The organism is Leucobacter edaphi (assembly GCF_016522535.1).
GTDB lineage: Bacteria > Actinomycetota > Actinomycetes > Actinomycetales > Microbacteriaceae > Leucobacter > Leucobacter edaphi.
Genome location: NZ_JAEHOI010000007.1, coordinates 25,646 through 45,117 on the forward strand (window position 1 = coordinate 25,646; position 19,472 = coordinate 45,117).

At 68.9% G+C, this 19,472-nt stretch carries 16 protein-coding genes; 6 read left to right on the top strand and 10 right to left on the bottom strand.

The window, feature by feature from the left end; genetic code table 11:
- Window positions 1-62: 62 nt before the first annotated feature.
- On the bottom strand, window positions 63-1,094 hold the full coding sequence (locus tag JD292_RS08290; RefSeq protein WP_200132283.1) for a YeiH family protein: 1,032 nt from the start codon (window positions 1,092-1,094) through the stop codon (window positions 63-65).
- A 71-nt stretch (window positions 1,095-1,165) separates the two neighbouring features.
- On the opposite strand from JD292_RS08290, the gene JD292_RS08295 reads away from it, so the two are divergent.
- Entirely contained in the window at window positions 1,166-2,131 is a 966-nt protein-coding gene (locus JD292_RS08295; protein WP_200132284.1) for a LysR family transcriptional regulator, read from the top strand.
- A gap of 59 nt (window positions 2,132-2,190) precedes the next feature.
- On the opposite strand, the gene JD292_RS08300 is transcribed toward JD292_RS08295, so the two are convergent.
- Both JD292_RS08300 and putP read right to left on the bottom strand, forming a co-directional pair.
- On the bottom strand, window positions 2,191-2,973 hold the full coding sequence (locus tag JD292_RS08300) for a TMEM175 family protein (RefSeq protein ID WP_200132285.1): 783 nt from the start codon (window positions 2,971-2,973) through the stop codon (window positions 2,191-2,193).
- A gap of 103 nt (window positions 2,974-3,076) precedes the next feature.
- Window positions 3,077-4,567 carry a sodium/proline symporter PutP gene (gene putP, locus JD292_RS08305; protein ID WP_200132416.1) on the bottom strand — a complete coding sequence of 497 codons (1,491 nt, stop codon included), beginning with the start codon at window positions 4,565-4,567 and terminating at the stop codon, window positions 3,077-3,079.
- 247 nt (window positions 4,568-4,814) lie between these two features.
- Between putP and JD292_RS08310 the strand changes: the two genes are divergently transcribed.
- On the top strand, window positions 4,815-6,017 hold the full coding sequence (locus JD292_RS08310; protein WP_200132286.1) for a hypothetical protein: 1,203 nt from the start codon (window positions 4,815-4,817) through the stop codon (window positions 6,015-6,017).
- On the opposite strand, the gene JD292_RS08315 is transcribed toward JD292_RS08310, so the two are convergent.
- Both JD292_RS08315 and JD292_RS08320 read right to left on the bottom strand, forming a co-directional pair.
- Window positions 6,014-7,462: a YibE/F family protein gene (locus tag JD292_RS08315; RefSeq protein ID WP_200132287.1), complete on the bottom strand. Its 1,449-nt coding sequence runs from the start codon at window positions 7,460-7,462 to the stop codon at window positions 6,014-6,016. The genes JD292_RS08310 and JD292_RS08315 overlap by 4 nt on opposite strands.
- Before the next feature lie 163 nt (window positions 7,463-7,625).
- Window positions 7,626-9,041 carry a nitronate monooxygenase gene (locus JD292_RS08320; protein WP_200132288.1) on the bottom strand — a complete coding sequence of 472 codons (1,416 nt, stop codon included), beginning with the start codon at window positions 9,039-9,041 and terminating at the stop codon, window positions 7,626-7,628.
- A 212-nt stretch (window positions 9,042-9,253) separates the two neighbouring features.
- Between JD292_RS08320 and JD292_RS08325 the strand changes: the two genes are divergently transcribed.
- Window positions 9,254-10,042: an alpha/beta fold hydrolase gene (locus JD292_RS08325; RefSeq protein ID WP_200132289.1), complete on the top strand. Its 789-nt coding sequence runs from the start codon at window positions 9,254-9,256 to the stop codon at window positions 10,040-10,042.
- A gap of 35 nt (window positions 10,043-10,077) precedes the next feature.
- Here JD292_RS08325 and JD292_RS08330 read toward each other — a convergent pair whose 3' ends face one another.
- Together JD292_RS08330 and JD292_RS08335 are read right to left on the bottom strand one after the other, a co-directional pair.
- Complete coding sequence (locus tag JD292_RS08330; RefSeq protein WP_200132290.1) at window positions 10,078-10,533, bottom strand: DUF2871 domain-containing protein; 456 nt, start codon at window positions 10,531-10,533, stop codon at window positions 10,078-10,080.
- 91 nt (window positions 10,534-10,624) lie between these two features.
- A complete protein-coding gene (locus JD292_RS08335) occupies window positions 10,625-11,398 on the bottom strand; it encodes a FadR/GntR family transcriptional regulator (RefSeq protein WP_200132291.1) in 774 nt (257 codons plus the stop codon).
- 190 nt (window positions 11,399-11,588) lie between these two features.
- On the opposite strand from JD292_RS08335, the gene JD292_RS08340 reads away from it, so the two are divergent.
- The 3 genes from JD292_RS08340 (at window position 11,589) to JD292_RS08350 (ending at window position 15,988) form a co-directional block, all read left to right on the top strand.
- A complete protein-coding gene (locus JD292_RS08340; RefSeq protein WP_200132292.1) occupies window positions 11,589-12,686 on the top strand; it encodes a ferrochelatase in 1,098 nt (365 codons plus the stop codon).
- 94 nt (window positions 12,687-12,780) lie between these two features.
- Window positions 12,781-13,491, top strand: a complete 711-nt coding sequence (gene hemQ, locus JD292_RS08345) for a hydrogen peroxide-dependent heme synthase (RefSeq protein WP_200132293.1) — start codon at window positions 12,781-12,783, stop codon at window positions 13,489-13,491.
- A 184-nt stretch (window positions 13,492-13,675) separates the two neighbouring features.
- Complete coding sequence (locus tag JD292_RS08350) at window positions 13,676-15,988, top strand: BCCT family transporter (protein WP_200132294.1); 2,313 nt, start codon at window positions 13,676-13,678, stop codon at window positions 15,986-15,988.
- Window positions 15,989-16,207: 219 nt separating this feature from the next.
- On the opposite strand, the gene JD292_RS08355 is transcribed toward JD292_RS08350, so the two are convergent.
- From JD292_RS08355 to JD292_RS08365, 3 genes are read right to left on the bottom strand one after another with little or no spacing between them, the layout of a single operon-like run.
- Window positions 16,208-17,026: a FadR/GntR family transcriptional regulator gene (locus tag JD292_RS08355; protein WP_200132295.1), complete on the bottom strand. Its 819-nt coding sequence runs from the start codon at window positions 17,024-17,026 to the stop codon at window positions 16,208-16,210.
- Window positions 17,027-17,057: 31 nt separating this feature from the next.
- Entirely contained in the window at window positions 17,058-18,527 is a 1,470-nt protein-coding gene (locus JD292_RS08360) for an APC family permease (RefSeq protein ID WP_200132296.1), read from the bottom strand.
- A gap of 57 nt (window positions 18,528-18,584) precedes the next feature.
- Window positions 18,585-19,406 carry a carbon-nitrogen hydrolase family protein gene (locus tag JD292_RS08365; protein ID WP_200132297.1) on the bottom strand — a complete coding sequence of 274 codons (822 nt, stop codon included), beginning with the start codon at window positions 19,404-19,406 and terminating at the stop codon, window positions 18,585-18,587.
- Window positions 19,407-19,472: the final 66 nt, after the last annotated feature.

Below are 19,472 nucleotides of genomic sequence, written 5' to 3' on the forward strand. Positions count from 1 at the left end.
ACCGGGGAAATCGCTGGGAGGTGAAACGCTCGACGAGGGGCGGGTCGGAGTCGCCCGTGTCTCTATCCGAACCACCGCAGCGCGAGCAGTGTCGCACCGATCACCAGCGCCCACAGGATTGCGCCCAGGAGAAGCGGCCGCCAGCCCGCGCGCCGGATCGCCCCGAAATTCGTGGACAGTCCGATCCCGGCCATTGCGACCGTGATGAGGAGGGTGCTGCCCGTCGTGAGGGTTTCGGTGACGGCAGCGGGGAAGCCGATGACGGTGTTGAGCGTTGCGATCGCGAGGAAACCGAACAGGAACCACGGGATGAACGAGAACACGCGGCGCGCGGTGAGCGGGCTGCCGTCGGTCTCGCGACGAGCCTCCTGGGCGGCGAGGAAGACGCTGATCGGGATGATCGCGAGGGTGCGGACCAGCTTCACGGTCACCGCGACGCCAAGGACGGCCGGAGCGTAGATGCTCGCGGTCGCAACGACGGAGCTCGTGTCGTTGACGGCGGTGCCGGCGAACACGGCGAACGTCTCGGGCGGCATGTTCAGCGCGTGCCCGATCGCGGGGAAGATCGCGATCGCGAGCACGTTGAAGGTGAAGATCGTGGCCACGGCGTAGGAGACCTCGGCGCTCTTCGCGCGGATGACCGGGGAGATTGCCGCGATGGCCGAGGCTCCGCAGATCGCGGTGCCGACGCCGATCAGGGTGCGTTCGCGCCGGGGAACACGGAGCAGCCGCCCGATGAGTGACGCGCCGAGCCAGGCGACCGCGAGCGACGCGATCAGGACCGGCAGGGTGCGGCCGCCAACCACGGCAATGCTGCCGAGGGAGAGCTGCGCGCCGAGCAGCACGACGGCGATCTGGAGGAGCATCTTGCTGGAGAACGTGATCCCCTGCGTCCAGCGCGCACCGGGCCGCCACGCCGCGGCGATGAGGACGCCGAGCAGAATCGCGGGGAGCGCGGTTCCCGCCCACGGGACGAAGTGCCCGATCAGGATCGCGGCGGCAGCGATGAGCGCGCAGAGGAGCACGCCGGGAACCCGTTCGAGGACGCGGGCGCCAACACCGGGGGACGGGGAGGGAGATGCTTCTGGGACCACGGTGTCGATTCTGCCCCGCGCCAGCCGCCTTCAGGAATGGTGGCTGCTTTGGAGGGATACAATTGACGTTTGTGACCCAGTTCGAGGAGTTCGAGGCCGACCTGCCGGCGCTGCGCGCGCTCGCCGCGATCGCCCGCGTCGGCAGCATCTCCGCGGCAGCGCAGGTGCTGGGCGTCACCCAGCAGGCCGTGTCCGCGCGGCTGCGCACGTTCGAGCGGCGAAACCGGGTGGAACTCCTGATTCGAAACCCGCGGGGGGCCGAGCTCACGGAGGCTGGTCGCCTCGTGCTCGAGTGGGCTGATGAACTCTTCGCGGCGACGGATCGTTTCGCGGCGGGCCTGCGCAGCCTCACCGAGGTCCGCGAGGAACGCCTCAGCGTCGCCGCGAGCCAGACCATCGCGGGGCACCTGCTCCCGGAGTGGATCGTCCGTCTTCGCGCGGCCGAGCAGGCGGAGCACCGCATCGCGACCTCGCTGAGTCTCACGACGGGCAACAGCGCCGAGGTTATCCGTGCGGTGGAATCGGGGCGTTGCGACCTCGGCTTTATTGAAACGCCTGATCAGCCACGATCGCTCGGCGCGAGCATCGTGGGAGTGGATGAGTTGGCGCTCGTGGTCGCGCCGTCGCATCCGTGGGCGGGCGCGAGCGAGATCCCGCTTGCCGAGGCGGCGGCCACGCCGATTGTGGCTCGCGAGCCGGGGAGCGGAACTCGTCTCGCCTGGGAGCGCATCGTGCAGGATCGCACCGGGGCCGACGCGGTGGCGCCCGCTCTCGAGCTCGCGACGAACGCGGCCGTGCGCTCGAGCATCGGCGCGGGGATCGCGCCCGGGGTGCTGAGCCTGCTCGCTGTGAGCGATGATCTCGCGCTCGGCCGGCTCGTCCGCGTGCGGGTCGCCGGCCGGCCGCTCACCCGCGAACTCACCGCGCTCTGGCGCGGGGGAGCGCGGGATCTCGGCCCGGCCGCCAGGCGTCTCCTCGCGGCGGCCGTCGAGGAGCGGCGCGCGGCACGCTCGGCGTCGCGGGAGGGTGAGGGCTGAGCCGCCCTGGTCCTGACCCGACCCGACCCGACCCGGTCCGCCCGTGCGGGTGAGACGGGTTAGCCCCGTTCTTCCCCGACGGCGCTGCTGAGCCCGGAGGCGAGACCCTCATCTCGGACCCGTCGATCGGCGCCGAGCCGGCTGAGCCGCGCTGCAAGCATGTGAGCCGGGCTCGACAGGAACATGAAGAAGAACGCGAAGTAACCGATCCGCGGCACGATCAGCATGATGGCCCCGACGAGCAGAAACATGATGGACGTCGCCCCCGAATGAAACACACCCTCGCGCGCCTGCTCGGGCTTCAGGGTGTGAAGCTCCGGGTGACGAGCGAGATAGACCCTGATCAGGAACCACGCCCCGCTCGCCGCGAAGATGCTGAGCACGTAGGTGAGCACCGTGCTCGTGTCGGCGCTGTCGGAGTAACCGGTGAGGGCTGTGGCCACGGGGAGCCACACGATCGTGAGCAGAAACGCGAGGGTGAGCCACAGGAGCGGCAGCGTCACCCGTTGGACGCGTTCGAAAACGCGATGGTGGCCGATCCAGAAGAAACCGATCAGCGCGAAACTCAGGAGGAACGTGAAAAGTTGCCCCCAGTGCTCGCCGAACCACGCCAACGCCGCGTTGCTGCCGCGTCCAATCTCTCCAGCAGCCTCCATGAGCGGCAGGATGAGCAGAGTCATCGCGATCGCGATCACCGCATCGGCGAACGCCAGGCTCCGCTCCGCAGGCAGGAGGCGGCTCAGCCCGCCGGTGCGATCCTGCGCCTGTGGATCTTCGGGATGATCAGGGTTGGGCCCTGAGCTCGACTTCTCGAACCCTCGTGCGTCGTCCCGATCCACCATGCGAGCCTCCTCGTGGCCCCGCCGCCGGGAGCCGTTCGTTTCTCATCCTGGGGCAAACGGACGGCTCAGGCAATGGGCCGGCGACGGCGGGGCCGCGCAGCAGCTACTTCGAAGCGGTGAGGATTTCCTGCGTTTCCGAGAACTCGCGTTCGATCGCGGAGTTCTCGCGAGCGGTGAAGAGGCTCACGACGACCGCGACGACGCCCGCGATCACGAACGCCGGCAGGAGCTCGTAAAGCCCCGTGTTGAGGGCCTTCCAGCCGAAGACGGCGGCCGCGCCGACGAGCATTCCGGCGATCGCGCCCCAGTTGGTGAGGCGTTTCCAGAACAGGCTCAGCAGCACGATCGGGCCGAACGCGGCGCCGAACCCGGCCCAGGCGAAGGACACCAGCCCGAGGATCGAGTCGTTCGGGGAGATCGCGAGGAGCCCGGCGACGATCGCCACGAGCAGCACCCCGGCGCGGCCGAGGAGCACGAGGGAGCGTTCGCTCGGGGCCGGCTTGCGGGCGAGTTTGTAGATGTCCTCGACGAGCGCCGACGAGCACACGATGAGCTGGCTCGACAGCGTGCTCATGATCGCTGCGAGCACCGCTGCGAGCACGAGGCCGGCGATCAGCGGGTGGAGCAGGGTCTGCGACATGAGGAGCACCACGGTTTCGGGGTTCTGCGGAGCCCCGCCCGTCTTCTCGAAGTAGGCGATGCCCACGAGCCCGCACACGACGGCGCCGGCGAGCGAGAGGAACTGCCAGCTCGTGCCGATCCGGCGCGCACTCGCCGCTTCCTCGGGCTTCCTGAGAGCCATGAAGCGCACGATGATGTGGGGCTGCCCGAAGTAGCCGAGACCCCAGGCGAGTCCTGAGATGATCACGAGCGCAACGGCGCCTGCGCCGAGGCTCGCGCTGCCGAAAATCGAGAGGTTTCCGGCGCCGACGGTTTCGACGATGTGTGCGGTCTCGCCCAGGCCACCGATGTTGATGATCGCGATGATCGGAACGGCGACGAGCGCCGTCACCATCATGAGGCCCTGTGCCACGTCGGTCAGCGAGGCGCCGAGGAAGCCGCCGAAGAGGGTGTACGCGAGCGTGACGGTCGTCACGATGACCATGCCGATCAGGTAGTCGCCTCCGAAGGCGCTCTCGAAGAAGACGCCGCCGGCGACCATGCCGCTCGAAACGTAGATCGTGAAGAAGACGAGGATGATGACGCTCGAGATGATCCGCAGGAGGTGGGTGCGGTCCCGGAGGCGGTTCTCGAAGTAGCTGGGGATCGTGATCGAGTTGCGCGATACCTCGCTGTAGGCGCGCAGCCGGGGCGCGACGAGGCGCCAATTGAGGTAGGAGCCGACCAGGAGTCCGACGGCGATCCAGCCCTCGATGAGGCCGGTCGCGTAGATGGCGCCGGGAAGGCCCATGATGAGCCACCCGGACATGTCGGACGCCCCAGCGCTGAGGGCGGCGACCCAGGGCGGGAGCCCGCGTCCGGCGAGCATGTAGCCCTCGTGAGATTGGGTTCGTCGGAATGCGACGAAGCCGATGACGAGCATCAGGGCAAAGTAGAGCCCGAGTGCGATGTACAGGAAGACCTGATCCGAGATTGCTCTCAACCTTTCAGTGGTGCCCCCGGCGCTCAGTGTAGCCGACCGGGCTGCCGCGGGTGGCTGCGGGGCCCTCTCCACCGTATCGGCCGCGCGGGCGAGACGAATGCGGGGCGTATGGAACAGAGCTGCTTTTTGCTTATTGAGAATCGTTTCCAATAAAGCGTACGGTGGTGCGCACGCCCCGTCCGCACGACAGGGCGACGGGCGCGGAGTGCGGCTCCTCGCCGGCCAGAGAAGGGAAGCCATGTCCACACGTACGATCGCACGAACCACCGTCACCGTCGCCGCCGCGCTCGCGGCGCTCCTCCTCAGCGCGTGCTCCGGCGCGCCAGAGCCCCCGTCCGCCGCGGAAGCCCCCGCCGCACAGCCGCGGCCGCGGCTCGCCGTCGCCCACGCCGGCGGGATCGCCGTCCTCGAGGCGGACACGCTGGAGCTCGTGAAAGACCTCCCGGTCGAGGGTGCAGCGCGCGTCGACGCAGCCGCAGACGGGCGCCACGTGTTCGTGCGGGGAGCCGAGGGATTCAGTCTCCTCGACACGGAGGGTCCGAAGCTCAGTAGCGTCGTCATCCCCGCGAAAAAGGCAGGTCACGTTGTTGTTCACGGGGATCTGACCGCCGTATACGACGACGCGACGGCGGCCACGCGGGTGCTCGACACGAAGGCCATCACGAGACTCGGCGACGGCGTGCGAGCAACCCAGCTGGAACACCAGGGCGCCGCGCCCCATCACGGGGTCAGTGTGCCGCTCGAGGACGGCACGATCCTCACGACCGTCGGGACGGAGCAGGCCCGAACGGGGGTGGCCCGCTTCGAACCGCACGAGGGGCACTGGCACAGCCTCGAATCGAACGATGCGTGCCCCGCCGTCCACGGCGAGGGCGTCGCTGCCAAGGAAGTCGCGGTGTTCGGTTGTGAAGACGGGGTCCTGCTGCACTCCGGCGACGCCTTTGTGAAGCTCCCGGCGGAGGCTCCGGGCGGGCGCACCTCCGCGGTGTTCGCGAGCGCGGTGAGTCCGATCGCCGTGGGAAGCCTCACCCGCGATCCGAAGGCGAAGAGCATCATGATCGACGCCCTGACCCTCATCGACACCGCGAAGCAGAGCCAGCGCACCGTTCCACTGGCTGGGACCGAGCGGGTCACGTTCCGCGGGGTCGCGCGCGGGGAGGATGGCCGGGCCTACCTGCTGTCGGCCGATGGCGGCCTCCGTGAACTCGACCTCGGGGCGGGCACGCTCGGGAGCGCGCACCCCGTGATCGCCCCGTGGGAGCCGCCAACGAAGTGGGAGGACGCCTACCCCGCCCTGATCGTGCACGGCGGCACCGCATACGTCACGGAACCCGCGAGCAATTCGGTGCACGCGATCGATCTGGCCACGGGGAAGCAGATCGCCTCCGCCAAACTCTCGGCAGCGCCAACGGAGTTCGCGCTCGTCGCCGGGCGCGACTAGGAGCCCGCCCCCGCAGCCTCCTCGATCGTGCGCGCCCGTGTCGCGCGATCGAGGGTCGGCCCGGGCGCGAGCGCGACGGCGATCCACGTGGTGACCGGGACCGCGAGGACGAGACCGATGCTGCCGCAGAGGGTGCTCACGATCTCGATCGCGATGTCCTCCGTGGTGAGGACCGACAGCATGGGGCGGTTGTAGAGAAAGAGCAGGATGAGCACGCTGAGCGCCGCGCCCACGTAGGCGAAGAAGACGGTGTAGACCGTCGAGGCGATATGGTCGCGGCCGATCCGCATCGCGCGATCGGCAATCTCCCTGCGGGACAGCGCGGGGCCCGCGGCACGCAGCTCCCAGACCGCCGAGGCCTGGGTGATCGTGACGTCGTTCAGCACGCCGAGACCCGCGATGAGGATCGAGCAGATGAGCAATCCGCGGAAGTCGATGGCGCCGGACATCGCCGAGAGCCGACTCGAGGCGTCGTCTCCGATCCCGCTGAGCCGCGTCGCGGCCGAGGCGATCGCCGCGAGTCCGGTGATGCACGCGATGCCGACCAGGGTCCCGATCAGCGCCGCGGTCGTGCGCAGCGAGGGTCCGTGTACGAAGTAGAGCGTCACGAACATGATCGCGGTTGAGGCCACGAGCCCGATCGCCACCCCGGGTCCGCCCGTGACCAGAGCGGGCAGCACGAAACCGAGGAGTACCGCAGCACTGAGGGCGAGCGCCGCGAGCGCGAGGGCTCCGCGCACGCGGCCGACCGCGACGACGGCGGCGACGAAGGCGATGGCCAGCACGAGGAGCGGCACGGCCCGATCGATGCCCGTCACTCCGTAGCTCGTGCGCATCTGATACTCGGATGTGGCGTCGGGGGCCGTGCTGTCGGGGCCGCCCTCGCCGCCCTGGGTCACGGGGCCGGTGACCGCGGTGGGCATCGCCATCAACTCGACGCGGTCACCCTCCCGGAGCCCGGCGTGGGCGAGGCTCCCGCGCAGGGGGACGTCGACGACCTGGCCGTGATCCGGGCCGCTCAGGATCCCGATCCCAGCGGTTCGACAGCGGGGAGCAGCGCGCTCGGGCGTGGTCCCGGGCGCTGCGCCCGAGTCGGCCTCGCTGCCGCCGCCCTGCTGCGTTCCGGCGTCGGCCTGTCCGAGCAGGCTCGTGCCGCCCTGCTGGGCGCAGCCCTCGTCGAGCGTGAGGATTTCTCCCTGTTCGTAGCGCACATCCGCGGCGCTGAACTCCGCGCTCGAGGCGACTTTCGCGGCCTCGCCGTAGTTGGGCCACAGGGCGATTGCCCCGAACACGGTGGCTGCTGCGGACACGGACAGGACGATGGTGACGGCGACGCGCACCGCCCGCGCGGGGGCGCTCGCCGTCGCGACTTCCGTGGCGGGTCCGGTCGCGACGCCGTGCTGGTGAGGTGCGGTCCAGTGCTGGAGCAGTTCGCGGATGCGCATCGGGGCCTTTCGGTCGAGTTACGCGCGACGGCGCTCGGAACGTCGATCGCCCCGATCCCATAATGATAATGGTTATCGGCTCGGAGGCTCGGGAGCTCGGAGGCTCGGGAGGGGGAGTGAGGAGGCGGGCACGCCCCGCACTGGCGCTGACCCTGATCAGGGATCAATCGAGGGAGGGGAGCTCTCCGATCCGGTTTCCGGCCGCATCGAACACGATGAGCCGGCCGTCCTGCAGCTTCCCGGAGGCGAGACCGGCGAGCCAGGTGTCCGTCCCCGGACAGATCATCCGCGTCGCGGCGACGCGCTCGAACGCGACGCCGTTGGGGAGGCGCATCCAGCGGCCCATCAGGCGATTGCAGCCGTCGCTCCCGGTCAGGGCGCCGTCGGCCGCGAGTTCCAGGTGCGGGTCCCGATCCTCGCGGGAGCCCCAGCGACCCGTGACGTCCGGGTGCTCGCCCAGCTTCTCCGCCGCTGGCGCGCCGCCCTCCGCCGCTGCGTCCGCGAGCTCCCGGGCGAGGAGCTCCACGAGCTCGCCCGCCGGGAGCTCGCGCGCGCGGTGCACCCCGGTGCCCGCCCAGTGGGCCGCGTAGGAGCGGCCGTCGCCGAGCGCTCGGGCCGCGGCGTGAAGCTGCTTGCCGGCGTCGTAGGCGAGCGGATAGTCCGCGGGCCGGGCCGAGCCGGCCGCGCGTCCGAGCTCGATGAGGCGATTTGTCACGCCGCGGGCCGGGCGCCCGGAAATCGCGGTGGTGAGCTCGGTCGCTCCCGCTCCCGCGGTGCGCAGGGTGGTTCGATAGTCCTGGTCGGCAGAGGACTCCGGGGAGGCGACGAACGCGGTGCCGAGCTGAGCGGCGGCGGCCCCCAGCGCGAGCACGCGGTGAATATCGTCGCCGGACATGATCCCGCCGGCGGCAATCACGGGGAGCTCGGTCGCGGGAACGAGTGCGGCGACGAGCGCGTCGACACCGAGGCGGGGATCGGCCCCATCGGGGTCGAAGACACCCCGGTGGCCGCCCGCTTCGACGCCCTGGGCGACGAGTGCGTCGACGCCGGCCGCCTCCGCGAGCGAGGCCTCGGCCGCGCTCGTCACGCTGGCGATGGTGAAGACACCCGCGCGCCGCAGCGCCGCGAGATACTCGGGATCGGGCAGCCCGAAGTGGAAACTCGCGACGGGCGGCCGCGCCTCGAGGAGGAGCGACTGCTGCTCCGGATCGACGAGGAAGCTGGTGTAGATTTCCCGCAGCGCGGTCGGGGCGGGGGCGGAGAGCGCCGCGAACTCGGGTGCGAGCGTCTCGATCCAGGCGGCCTCCCGGGCGGAATCGCGGATCGCCGGCCGGTGGCAGAACACGTTCAGGGCGAATGGGCCGGAGGTGCGAGTGCGAAGTTCAGCGATCGCCTCGCGCGCCTCGTCGGCCGTATTCGCCCCGATCCCGAGGGCCCCGAGACCGCCCGCTTCCGTGACGGCGGCGGCGAGCCTGGGGTTGGACACCCCGGCCATGGGGGCCTGCAGGATCGGGTGGCGCAGCCCCAGGCGCGCGGCGAGCGTGCGCGACGGCTGCGGAGCGTTCGCGGTTTCCGGCATCGGGGCCTCCATCTCTGCGCGAGATCGGTGCTGCCGTGGCGCGAAGCCGCACTGATCCGCGCTCGCGGGTGTGTCCACCATTCTGCCCGGTCACGCGTGTTGCGTACCGGGCGAGGGCGCATGGCGGTCCCGCAACGGCGAGCTCCGGCGCGAGCTCATCTGCCGTCCCGGCCTGGTCAATCGAGGCGCCCGGTATCTCATACCCTGGTCACATGAGGATTTGGGACATGCGCTTCGAGCCGGACGGCATCGACATGGCCTATTCCGAGCGCGGAGCTCCCGGCAGGGGAGACGCCGTCTTTGTGCACGGTATCGGGATGGGGCGCGTCACGTTTGACGGGATCGCCGGCGAGCTGGCGACGGGGATGCGGACGTTCGCGCTCGACCTCCCCGGCTTCGGCGATTCTCCCGAGCGGGCGGAGGCCGACACGATCGTGGAGAACGCTGAGCTCGTGGCGCGCTTCATCGAGAAGCGTGCCACTGGGCCGGTGCTGCTCGTCGGCCACTCGATGGGAACCCAGATCGTGGCGGAGGTTGCCATGCGGCGGCCGGACCTCGTGCGAGAACTCGTGCTCATCGCCCCGACGATCAATCGGCACGAGCGGCACGCGCCGATCCAGGCGCTCCGGATGCTTCAAGACCTCTGGGGAGAAAGCCCCAGGGTCCTGCTGCTCGGCCTGTACGAGTACTTCAAGACGACGCCACTCTGGTTTCTCGACCGGCTGCGTGTCATGCTCCGGCACCGGATCGAGGTCCTGCTGCCGCTCATCGCGACGCCGACGCTCGTGCTCCGTGGCGAGCACGACAGGGTCGTGCCGCGCAGTTGGGCGCTCGAGGTCGCGCGTGACCTGCCGCGATCGGACTATCGCGAGATCGCCGGCCGCGGTCACGAGGCCATCATCAAGAGTCCCGAACCCGTCGCCTCAATGATCCGAGAGTTCGTCGCGCGGATCGACGACGCCCGCGCCCCCGGGCGGCACCCGGCAGAAGCCGGGGCCTGATCGGGGACGCGGGCTCGGGCGATCGCCCGGACGGGCTAGGCTGCGGAGACTCCTGCCGCGGCCGGAGCGGACGCGACGGCCGGCGCGCGCTTGATCGCCTTCAGCAGCGCGAGGAACAGGAAGACCATTCCCGCCGTGAGGAAGATGTGGCCGAGGCCGGCGATCCCGGAGATCATGGCGCTCGACTCCTTGCCGAGCACGGTGAGGATTCCATGCCAGATCAGCATCGCCGAGGTGAGTACCACACCGGCGTTGTAGGTCCAGAAGAACCAGCCGAACATCCTGCTGCGGGACAGCGCGAAGGCGCGCTCGAGAAGCAGCACGATGAGGAGCACGATGAAGCCGAGCGTGAGCAGATGGGTGTGCGCGAGCCCGAGCTGGGTGTACGCGCCCTCTTCCCAGCCCTGGGCCTTCGTGAATTCGCGATAGAAGAGTCCTGATCCGACGCCGATCAGCATGTAGGTGAAGGCGGCGGAGGCGAGGCGAGTCATTTCAACCTTTCGAGACGTGGGTGATGTTCTCATCTCATCGTCTCAGCGCGGGCCGCGCGCGTCATCGAACTTTCGATTGAATCGAGCGTCGTCAGGACCGCGCGGCGTCCTCGGTCGAGGGATCGTAGCCCGCCTCGATCAGCGTCTCAGCGCGCTCGGTGCGCTGAGCGAAGTCGAGCATGTCGGCGTGAAGGCCGAGATCCCGGTCCGCGTGCAGGGCCATCGCGTGGGCGGCGTCCCGCACATTGCGCTCTTCGATCGCGGCGAGCAGGGCCGCGTGGTCGTGCTGCATCGTCTCGCGGGAGGTGCCGAGGAAGATCTTGCCGGAGGCGCTCGCCTCGCGCAGCACCGCCATGACGCCCGTGTAGAGGTCGAGAAGGAGCTTGCTGCCGCTCGCCTCCACGATGAGGCGGTGGAAGGAGTCGGGCCGGACCGTGTCGTCGCAGCGCTCGCCGCCGGCTTCCGTGCCGGAGGCGAGGCTCTCCGCGTAGCTCGCGCGCAGCATGGCCAGCTGCTCCTCGGTGCGCTTCACGGCGGCGGTCTGGGCGGCCTCGATCTCGAGCGAGCGCCGGTAGACGAGCACCTCTTCGAGATCCTGATCGGCGAGGAAGGACGTGAGAATTGAGCTGACAGGGGTGCGCGACTGCACGAAGGTGCCAACGCCGGGGACCGTTTTCAGCATGCCCAGCGTGGCGAGGGAGCGCACAGCCTCGCGGACCGTGGTGCGGCCGACGCCGATGAGCTCCATGAGCTCGGGCTCCTTGGGGATCAGTTCCCCGACTGGCCACTCGCCCCGGGAAATCCGAGCCCGAAGGAATGCCAGGGTGTCGCGGGCTTTCTGAGAGCCTGTCTGGGAGTCGAGCACGGGGTACCTCCGGAAATGGGAAACCGGAAACCGCCGGTCTCTTCGATGATAGCCGGGCGCGGTGTTGCGGGGCCGAGAACCGGGGACCGACGGCCTTCGAGCAGAATGGATAAGCGAGGATACCAGCGGAGAGGGCCTACGTCAGACCTATCACATCAGACGTACAGGTTCGCTGGGATAGCGTCGAGGCATGACCTCCCAGGTAACACCGTACGATGCCCTGCTGATCTGCTCTTTCGGAGGCCCGAACGTCTCCGATGACGTGGTCCCGTTCCTGCAGAACGTGACCAGAGGAAAGAACATCCCGGCCGAGCGGCTCGAGGAGGTTGGGCAGCACTACTACGGCTTCGGCGGTCGCAGCCCGATCAACGAGCAGAACCTCGCGCTCCTGGCGGCGATCCGCGGCGAGCTCGCCTCCCGCGACATCGATCTCCCGGTCATCTGGGGCAACCGGAACTGGCATCCCTACACGGTCGATACGCTGCGTGACGCCGCGGCGTTCGGCGCGCGCCGCATCCTGGTGCTCGTCACCAGCGCCTACGCCTCGTACTCGGGGAGCCGTCAGTATCGCGAGCATCTCGCCGCGGCGCGCACCGAGCTCGGTGACGATGCCCCGCAGATCGATATCCTGCGTCCCTTCTTCAACGACCCCGGCTTCGTGAGCGCGAATATCTCGGCGATCCTCGAGTCCGCTGAGGGGCTCCAGGGAGGCCTCGAGGGTGCGCACCTGCTCTACGTGACGCACTCGATCCCCGACACGATGCAGGACGCCTCGGCGGTGACCGGGCCTGGCTACCGCGAGCAGCACGAGGACGTCCGCGCCGTGATCGACGATGCGCTGTTCGAGCGCACCGGCGTCCGGGTCGACTCCTCGCTCGCCTACTGCTCGCGCTCCGGTGATCCCCGGGTGCCGTGGCTCGAGCCGGACGTGAACGACCGCATCGAGGAACTCGCGGCCGCAGGCGTCACGAAGCTCGTGATCGCGCCGATCGGTTTCGTGTCCGACCATATGGAGGTCGCCTTCGATCTCGACGTCGAGGCGCTCGAGACCGCCTCGGAGCACGGCATCGCCGCCGTGCGGGCGGGAACGGCAGGAACTCGCTCCGATTTCGTCTCGGGCATCGTCGACATGGTGCTCGAGCGCGCGTCGCGGGAGCGCGGCGAGGAGGCGGCGGCCCGCACGGTCGGCGCGCTCGGTGCCTTTCCGGACATCGCGCCCCCCGGCAGCTGCCGGATGCGTCACAACGAGGTCTCGGGCATCCCGGTGCTCGCCGGCGTCGAGGACTGAGCTGGGTTCCGCCGCGCGCGATCCGCGGCGGAACTTGAAGCACCCGATCGCACCACCTTTCCCAGTACGCAGGCACTAAGGAGCGATGAACAGCATGGCTGATCAGGCACGACCCGTCGTCGACCACACCGCGGTCGCGGAGTCCATCAACGAGTCGATCAACTACACGATGTACGCGGTCTTCCGGGAGCAGCACGGGGTCTCCTCGCCCGGCGCCGCCGCGATTTCGCGGATCCTTGCCGGGCTCGCGGGCATTGAGGGCCTGACCGTGCGCGGCTGGTACGACGTGTCCGGCTTCCGCGCCGACGCGGACGTGCTCGTGTGGCTGCACGCCCCGACCTCCGAGGCCCTGCAGGCCGCGTATCGCGTGATCCTGGAGGGCGCGGCCGGACGGCTCGCGCCGGTCTGGTCGAACATCGGCGTGCATCGCGCAGCCGAGTTCAATCGCTCGCACGTTCCCGCGTTTCTCGCCGGGGACGCGCCGCGCCACTACCTCTGCGTCTACCCGTTCGTGCGCGGCCGGGACTGGTACCTGCTGCCGGATGCCGAGCGCAGGGAGCTGCTCCGGGAGCACGGCGCCGCCGCCCGTGATTACGGCGACGTGCTCGCGAACACGGTCGCCTCGTTCGCCCTCGGCGACTACGAGTGGCTTCTGGCGTTCGAGGCCGACGAGCTGATCCGGATCGTCGATCTCATGCGCGAGCTGCGAGCCACCGAGGCGCGCCGCCACGTGATCGAGGAGACGCCGTTCTTCACGGGGCCTATCGCTCCGGCTGAGGAACTGCTGGCGCGCGCGCTCGCCTGACCCCGGCGCGCCCGGCGCCCTGATCGAGTGATCCCACAGAAAAGCCTGTTCAAACCCATAGGATTGGATGCGGTTCAGAGTCCGAGAGGGCTCGAGGCCGAGCCTCCAGAAACGACGTTTGTTACCGTCTAGGGGTCGGAATCACTCAGTGAGGGCGTTTTCCAGCGCCCGGAAAGGGCTGGTCATGTCAGCCAACGAGCCGCCAAAGCGCGGCACGGGTCAGAAACCGGAACACCAGAGCGGAAAGCTCGACGGACTGCCGTCGGCGCACGGCGGCGTCCTCCGGAACGAGGGCGCGGTGAGCGGCCACGAGGACACGGCGAAGCTCCCGATCGGGCCGCACGACGGCCCCATCAAGCGCGTAATCAAGCGGGTCGCGGCTCCGCAGCCGCCGCACCCCGGGTTGATCCCCGGTATCGGCGTCGAGGAGACCGGCGTCGGGTTCCCCACGAACAAGGCCGTGATGGGCGGTGCCGTGCTCGTGACGCTCGCCGTCGTGGCGTGGGCCTTCATCGCGCCCGAAAGCCTCTCCGAGGCCGGGTCGACGTCGCTCACCTGGGTCACCACGAACTTCGGGTGGCTGTTCGGCGCGCTCGCGATCGCGTGCGTCGTGTTCATGCTGACCGTCGGATACGGCCGCACCGGAGGCATTCGCCTCGGCGCGGATGACGAGGAGCCCGAGTACTCGACGGCCTCCTGGATCTCGATGCTGTTCGCCGCGGGCCTCGGCATCGGTCTGCTCTTCTACGGGCCGCTCGAGCCGCTCACCTACTTCCTCGATCCCGCCCCCGGCCAGTCGGTCCAGGGGGGAACCACCGAGGCAGTGCTGCCCGCGATGGCGCAGACGATCCTGCACTGGGGCCCGATCGCGTGGGCCTTCTACGCGCTCGTCGGCGGATCGATCGCCTACAACGCGTATCGGCGCGGCCGGGCGCCACTGATCTCGGCCCTGTTCGAGCCGGTGTTCCCCGGCGCCTCGCATCGCGTCCTCGGCCGGCTCATTGACTTCTTCGCGATCATCGTGACGCTGTTCGGCACCGCGGTGTCCCTCGGAATCGGTGCCCTCCAGATCCAGAGCGGCTTCATGCTCGTGACGGGTCTTGGCGAGCTCGGCAACGTCTTCCTTGTCGGGTCGATCGCCGTGCTGACCTCGCTTTTCATCGCCTCGGCGGTGTCGGGCGTGAAGCGGGGAATCCGTCTGCTCTCGAACACGAACATGATCGTGACGGGCGTGCTCGCCCTGTTCGTCTTCATCGCGGGGCCGACCGTCTACATCCTGAACTACATGCCGGCCTCGCTCGTCGAGTTCGCGAAGCAGCTCGGATCAATGCTCACCCTCAACGCCAACGACGGACCGGAGGCCGTGGAGTTCCTCGGCTCCTGGACCACGTACTACTGGGCCTGGTGGGTGTCATGGACGCCGTTCGTCGGCATGTTCATCGCGAAGATCTCGCGCGGACGCACGCTCCGTGAGTTCGTGACGACCGTGGTGCTCGTGCCCTCCGCGATCGTGGTCGCCTGGTTCGTCGTCTACGGCAGCACCGCGATCTACATGACGCAGAACGGCGCCGACCTGCAGGCCGGCGGGACCAGCGAGGAAGTCCTGTTCCGACTCCTGCAGCGGCTGCCGCTCGGCATGATCACGATGGTGCTCGCGATGATCGCGGTGCTCATCTTCTTCGTGACCGCCGCGGATTCGGCGTCGATCGTGATGTCGTCGATGTCGCAGAGCGGCCGACCTGAGCCGTCGCGCTGGGTGACGATCATGTGGGGCCTGCTTCTCGGCCTGATCGCTGCCGCGCTGCTGCTCGCGGGCGGGAAGACGGCGCTCTCGGGGCTGCAATCCCTGATGGTGGTGTCCGCGCTGCCGTTCGCGTTCATCGTGATTGGCATCATGTTCGCGTGGGCGAAGGATCTGCGCACGGATCCGTACCTGATCCGCCGCCGCTACGCCCAGGCCGCGATCGCGCAGGGCGTGCGACGCGGAATCGACGAGTACGGCGACGACTTCGTGTTCGAGGCGAGTGAGGTGCCCTCGGACGAGGGCGCGGGAGCCGGCTTCGACAGCTCCGATCCCGCGCTGACCGACTGGTACGTCGAGGCGACCACCGGTCCCATCGAGAAGGTCACGGCCGAGGACGTGCGCCGCGTGCTCGAGCCGGGCCGCATCCAGCCGAAGGGCGAGCACGAGTTCGATCGTGCAGCGTCGGGCGACGCGTCGCTCACGGTCGGCGAGCGCGTAACCCCGCCGGCGCCGAAGATCGCCGCTGACGGCGTCGAAGCGAGCGACGTCGGGGAGAGCGACGGTGCGCCAGGCGAGCCCGAGGCGCGCGGCGAGTCTGAGGCTCCCGCTGAGCCCGAGGCGCGCGGCGAGTCTGAGGCTCCCGCTGAGCCCGGGGCTCCCGCTGACCCCGGGGCGCCCGGCGAGCCCGGGGTCCATGGCGAGCCCCAGGCCCCGAGGCCGGACGGACCCGAGGCGCCGGACACCCGGTCCTGACCCTTCCACCCGCACGCGTATTCTCCACAGGTCGCCGCGCGCGACCTGTGGAGAACCGTGTGTGAAATTCGGGGAGAACTCGCTCCTGTGGCGAAAGCCCATCGAAAAAACACGCCCTGACCAGGGTCGAACTCCTGTTCGAAACTACACCGTTGTAATTTTCGTAGATGAATTCTGTGGATAACTTCTCAGAAAGTGGAGCGGGGCAAGTGCCCCCGATCAGGCCGGGGAACGCGGGTGGATCCGCGCGCCGGTCTCGTCGGTGAGGCCCACGTACATGGAATCGTGCAGCTCCTGCACGTGGGCCGCGGTGAGCGTGGCCGCCCGCCCCGAGTCTCCGTCTCTGATCGCCTCGAGGATCGCGGAGTGCTCGTCGTTGCTGTCGTGCAGCAGCCCCATGCTGTAGGGCAGGTAGTAGGGGTCGAGTTCGCGGTTCACGCGCGCGATGGCCGGTTCGGCGAGTGGCGCGTGCGCGGCGGCCACGACTTCGCGATGAAAGGCGCGGTCCCGATTGCGGAACTCCGCCCAGTTCTCGGTGGAGTTCATTGCCGCGACGTGCTCGGCCATCGCTTCGAGATGCTCGTCCGTCCGATGCTGCGCCGCGAGCGCAGCGAATCCCGCCTCCATGATCGCCCGTTCGTCGATCAGCGTGTGCACGTTCGATGAGTCGGCCACGAAGGAACCGACCGGCCCATCCGCGGAGTGGTGCTCGCCCGCCTTCACGTACGTGCCGCCGTATCTTCCGGGGCGGCGGGTGAGCACTCCTTCCTCCTGCAGGCTGCGCAGGCCGCGCACCACGGAGGAGCGGCTCACCCCGAAGGCCTCTGCGATCTCATCGGCGGTGGGGAGCCGCTCCTCGGGGAGGAGCAGGTCGAGGTTGATCGCCATGGAGACGCGCGCGCGAACCGTGTCCACGGCGCTGAGCCGCGCAATCCGCGCAATGTGGGGCGCGTTCAGGGAGTCGAGCGTCGAGTCCCGCGGTTCGGCGGCATCCGCGGCATCAGCTTGATCCCCGGGCGACTCCGACGCTGCTGACATTCCATCAGCCTAGTCACCCAAGAGCAGGGCCTCACTCCGGATCCTCTCGCGCGGCGTCCACGCGGTCGAGGTTGATGTCCACGGTGCGCCCGCCGTCTTTACGATTGACGATCGCCCCGATGGCGAGGGCCACGCCCGGCACGATCGCGAGGACCGTGCTCACCGCCGCGCTCCCGCTCGTGACCATCGTGAAGTTGGAAAGCACGAGCCAGGCCGCGATGCCGAGCGCGACCACGGCGAGCGCGGGGATGATCAGCGTCTTGAAGACGTTCGAGCGGAGCTTCGGATGCCTGCTGAAGAACACGAGCACGGCGATCGTGGTGAGCAGCATCATGAGCACCATGCCGACCGTTGCGACGCCCGCCATGAACCCGAACACCTGGACGAGCGGGTCGAGGCCGATGATCACGAACATGATCACCAGGATCGTTGCAGTGATGCTCTGCACGAACGAGGAACGGGCGGGGCTCGCGTGCTTGGGGTGCACGCGGCCGAGAGCTGCGGGCATCGAGCCGATCCTGGCGAGCGCGAACTGGTAGCGCGCGACGATGTTGTGGAAGCTCAGCACGCAGGCGAACAGGCTGGTGATCAGGAGTACCTGCATGACGTCCCTGGTGAGCGAGCCAGCGAATTGACCCGCCGTGTCGAGCATCATGTTCTTGCCGCCGAACAGCGTTTCCTTCGCGACGGCTCGAACCTGGCTCGGTCCGGAGGCCACCACGAGCACCCACACGGACAGCGTGTAGAAGACGCCGATGATGCCGACGGCGAGGTAGGTGTCTCGGGGAATCGTGCGCGCGGGCTGGCGCGCTTCGTCACGGTAGATGGCGGTCGACTCGAAGCCGATGAATCCGGTCAGCGCGAACAGCACCGCGACGCCGAGGCCCGGGGTGAGGAACGTCTGCGGGTCGAAGGAGGTGAGTGAGCGACCCTCGGGACCGCCGTTGACGAGCACGGCCACGTTGACCACCATCATGACCGTGAGCTCGAGCACCAGGGCGACGCCGAGCACCTTCGAGGAGAGCTCGATGTGCCGATACCCGAGCACGCCGACGATCAGCAGTGAGACCAGGGCGTAAACGGCCCAGTGGATCTCGGGACCTCCGAGGGTGTGGACGAGGTCCATCATGGCCCAGCCCATGTACCCGTAGATGCCCGCCTGGATCGCGGTGTATGCGACGAGCGCGACGTACGCGGTGCCCATGCCGAGGCGACTGCCGAGGCCGACGGTGACGTAGCTGAAGAAGGCGCCCGCTTCTTTCACGAAGGGGGTCATGGTGACGAACCCGACCGAGAACAGCAGGAGCACGACGGAGGCGAGCAGGAAGCCCACCGGGGCGCCGGCGCCGTTGCCCTGTCCGATCGACAGGGGAGCATTGCCCCCGATCACGGTGAGCGGGGCCGCGGCGGCGATCACCATGAACGCGATGCTGCCCGTGCCGAGGTTGCCGTGAAGCCGCGAGGGGCTTGGCGCCGGTGAGGAATCGGTGTGCGATGTCATTGAACTTCCCTGTTCGATAGCACGGAATGGGGGACTGGCGGGGTGCGCCCGCCGGATTCAGGAGCGGATGTGCGGGTGATGCTGACGGTAGAGCTCGGTCCTGACCTCGTCGAGGTAGGTGTTCTGGCGTCGCGCCGCGAGGAGGACACCCGGATCCAGTTCTCCGGTGATCGCCTCTTCCGCGTGGGGCGAGGCGGATACCAGACGACGACCGAGCGGGTCTGCGATGGTGCTGCGACCCACGTAGTCGAAGGACCCGTCGCGGCCGATCTGGTTGGCGTAGGCCACGAACACCCCGTTCTCCCACGCGCGCACGGGGATGACCTGCTCGTTCACGAAGGCGAAGGGTTCCATCTGCGCGGTGGGGACGGCAACGAGGTCGGCGCCATCGAACGCAGCAGCGCGAACCGCCTCCGGATACTCGACGTCGAAGCAGATGAGCAGGGCGATGCGCCAGCCGCGGAAGGTGGTGACCGTTGTCGCCGATTCACCCGGGAGGAAGTGCTCGCGGTCGACCGCGCCGAAGAGCTGGATCTTCCGGTGGCGGGCGATCACCTCGCCCGTGGAGTCGAAGAACCAGGCGGCGTTCCAGACTTCACCGCCCGGACCCACCTCCGGGCCGCCTGCGATGATGCCGATGCCGTGGCGACGCGCGATCGCGGCGACCCTGGCGAGCGGCTCGAGGGCCGCGAGCTCGGCGATGCGGTCCCCGATGTTATAGCCGGTGATGAACATCTCAGGGGTGATCAGGAGATCGCTGCCCTTCCCGGCGGCGGCGCCGGCGTGCGCGTCGAGGCGGCGGAGGTTCTCCTCGGGCTCGCCCGGAGCGCTTGCCGCCTGCAGCAGGGTGACCCGCAGGGGCGCGGTTTCGATGTTCATGGGCTCATTGAACACAATTGACCCATATTGAGTCAATTAAAACTTTGCGGGAGCCCCGGTCAGTTC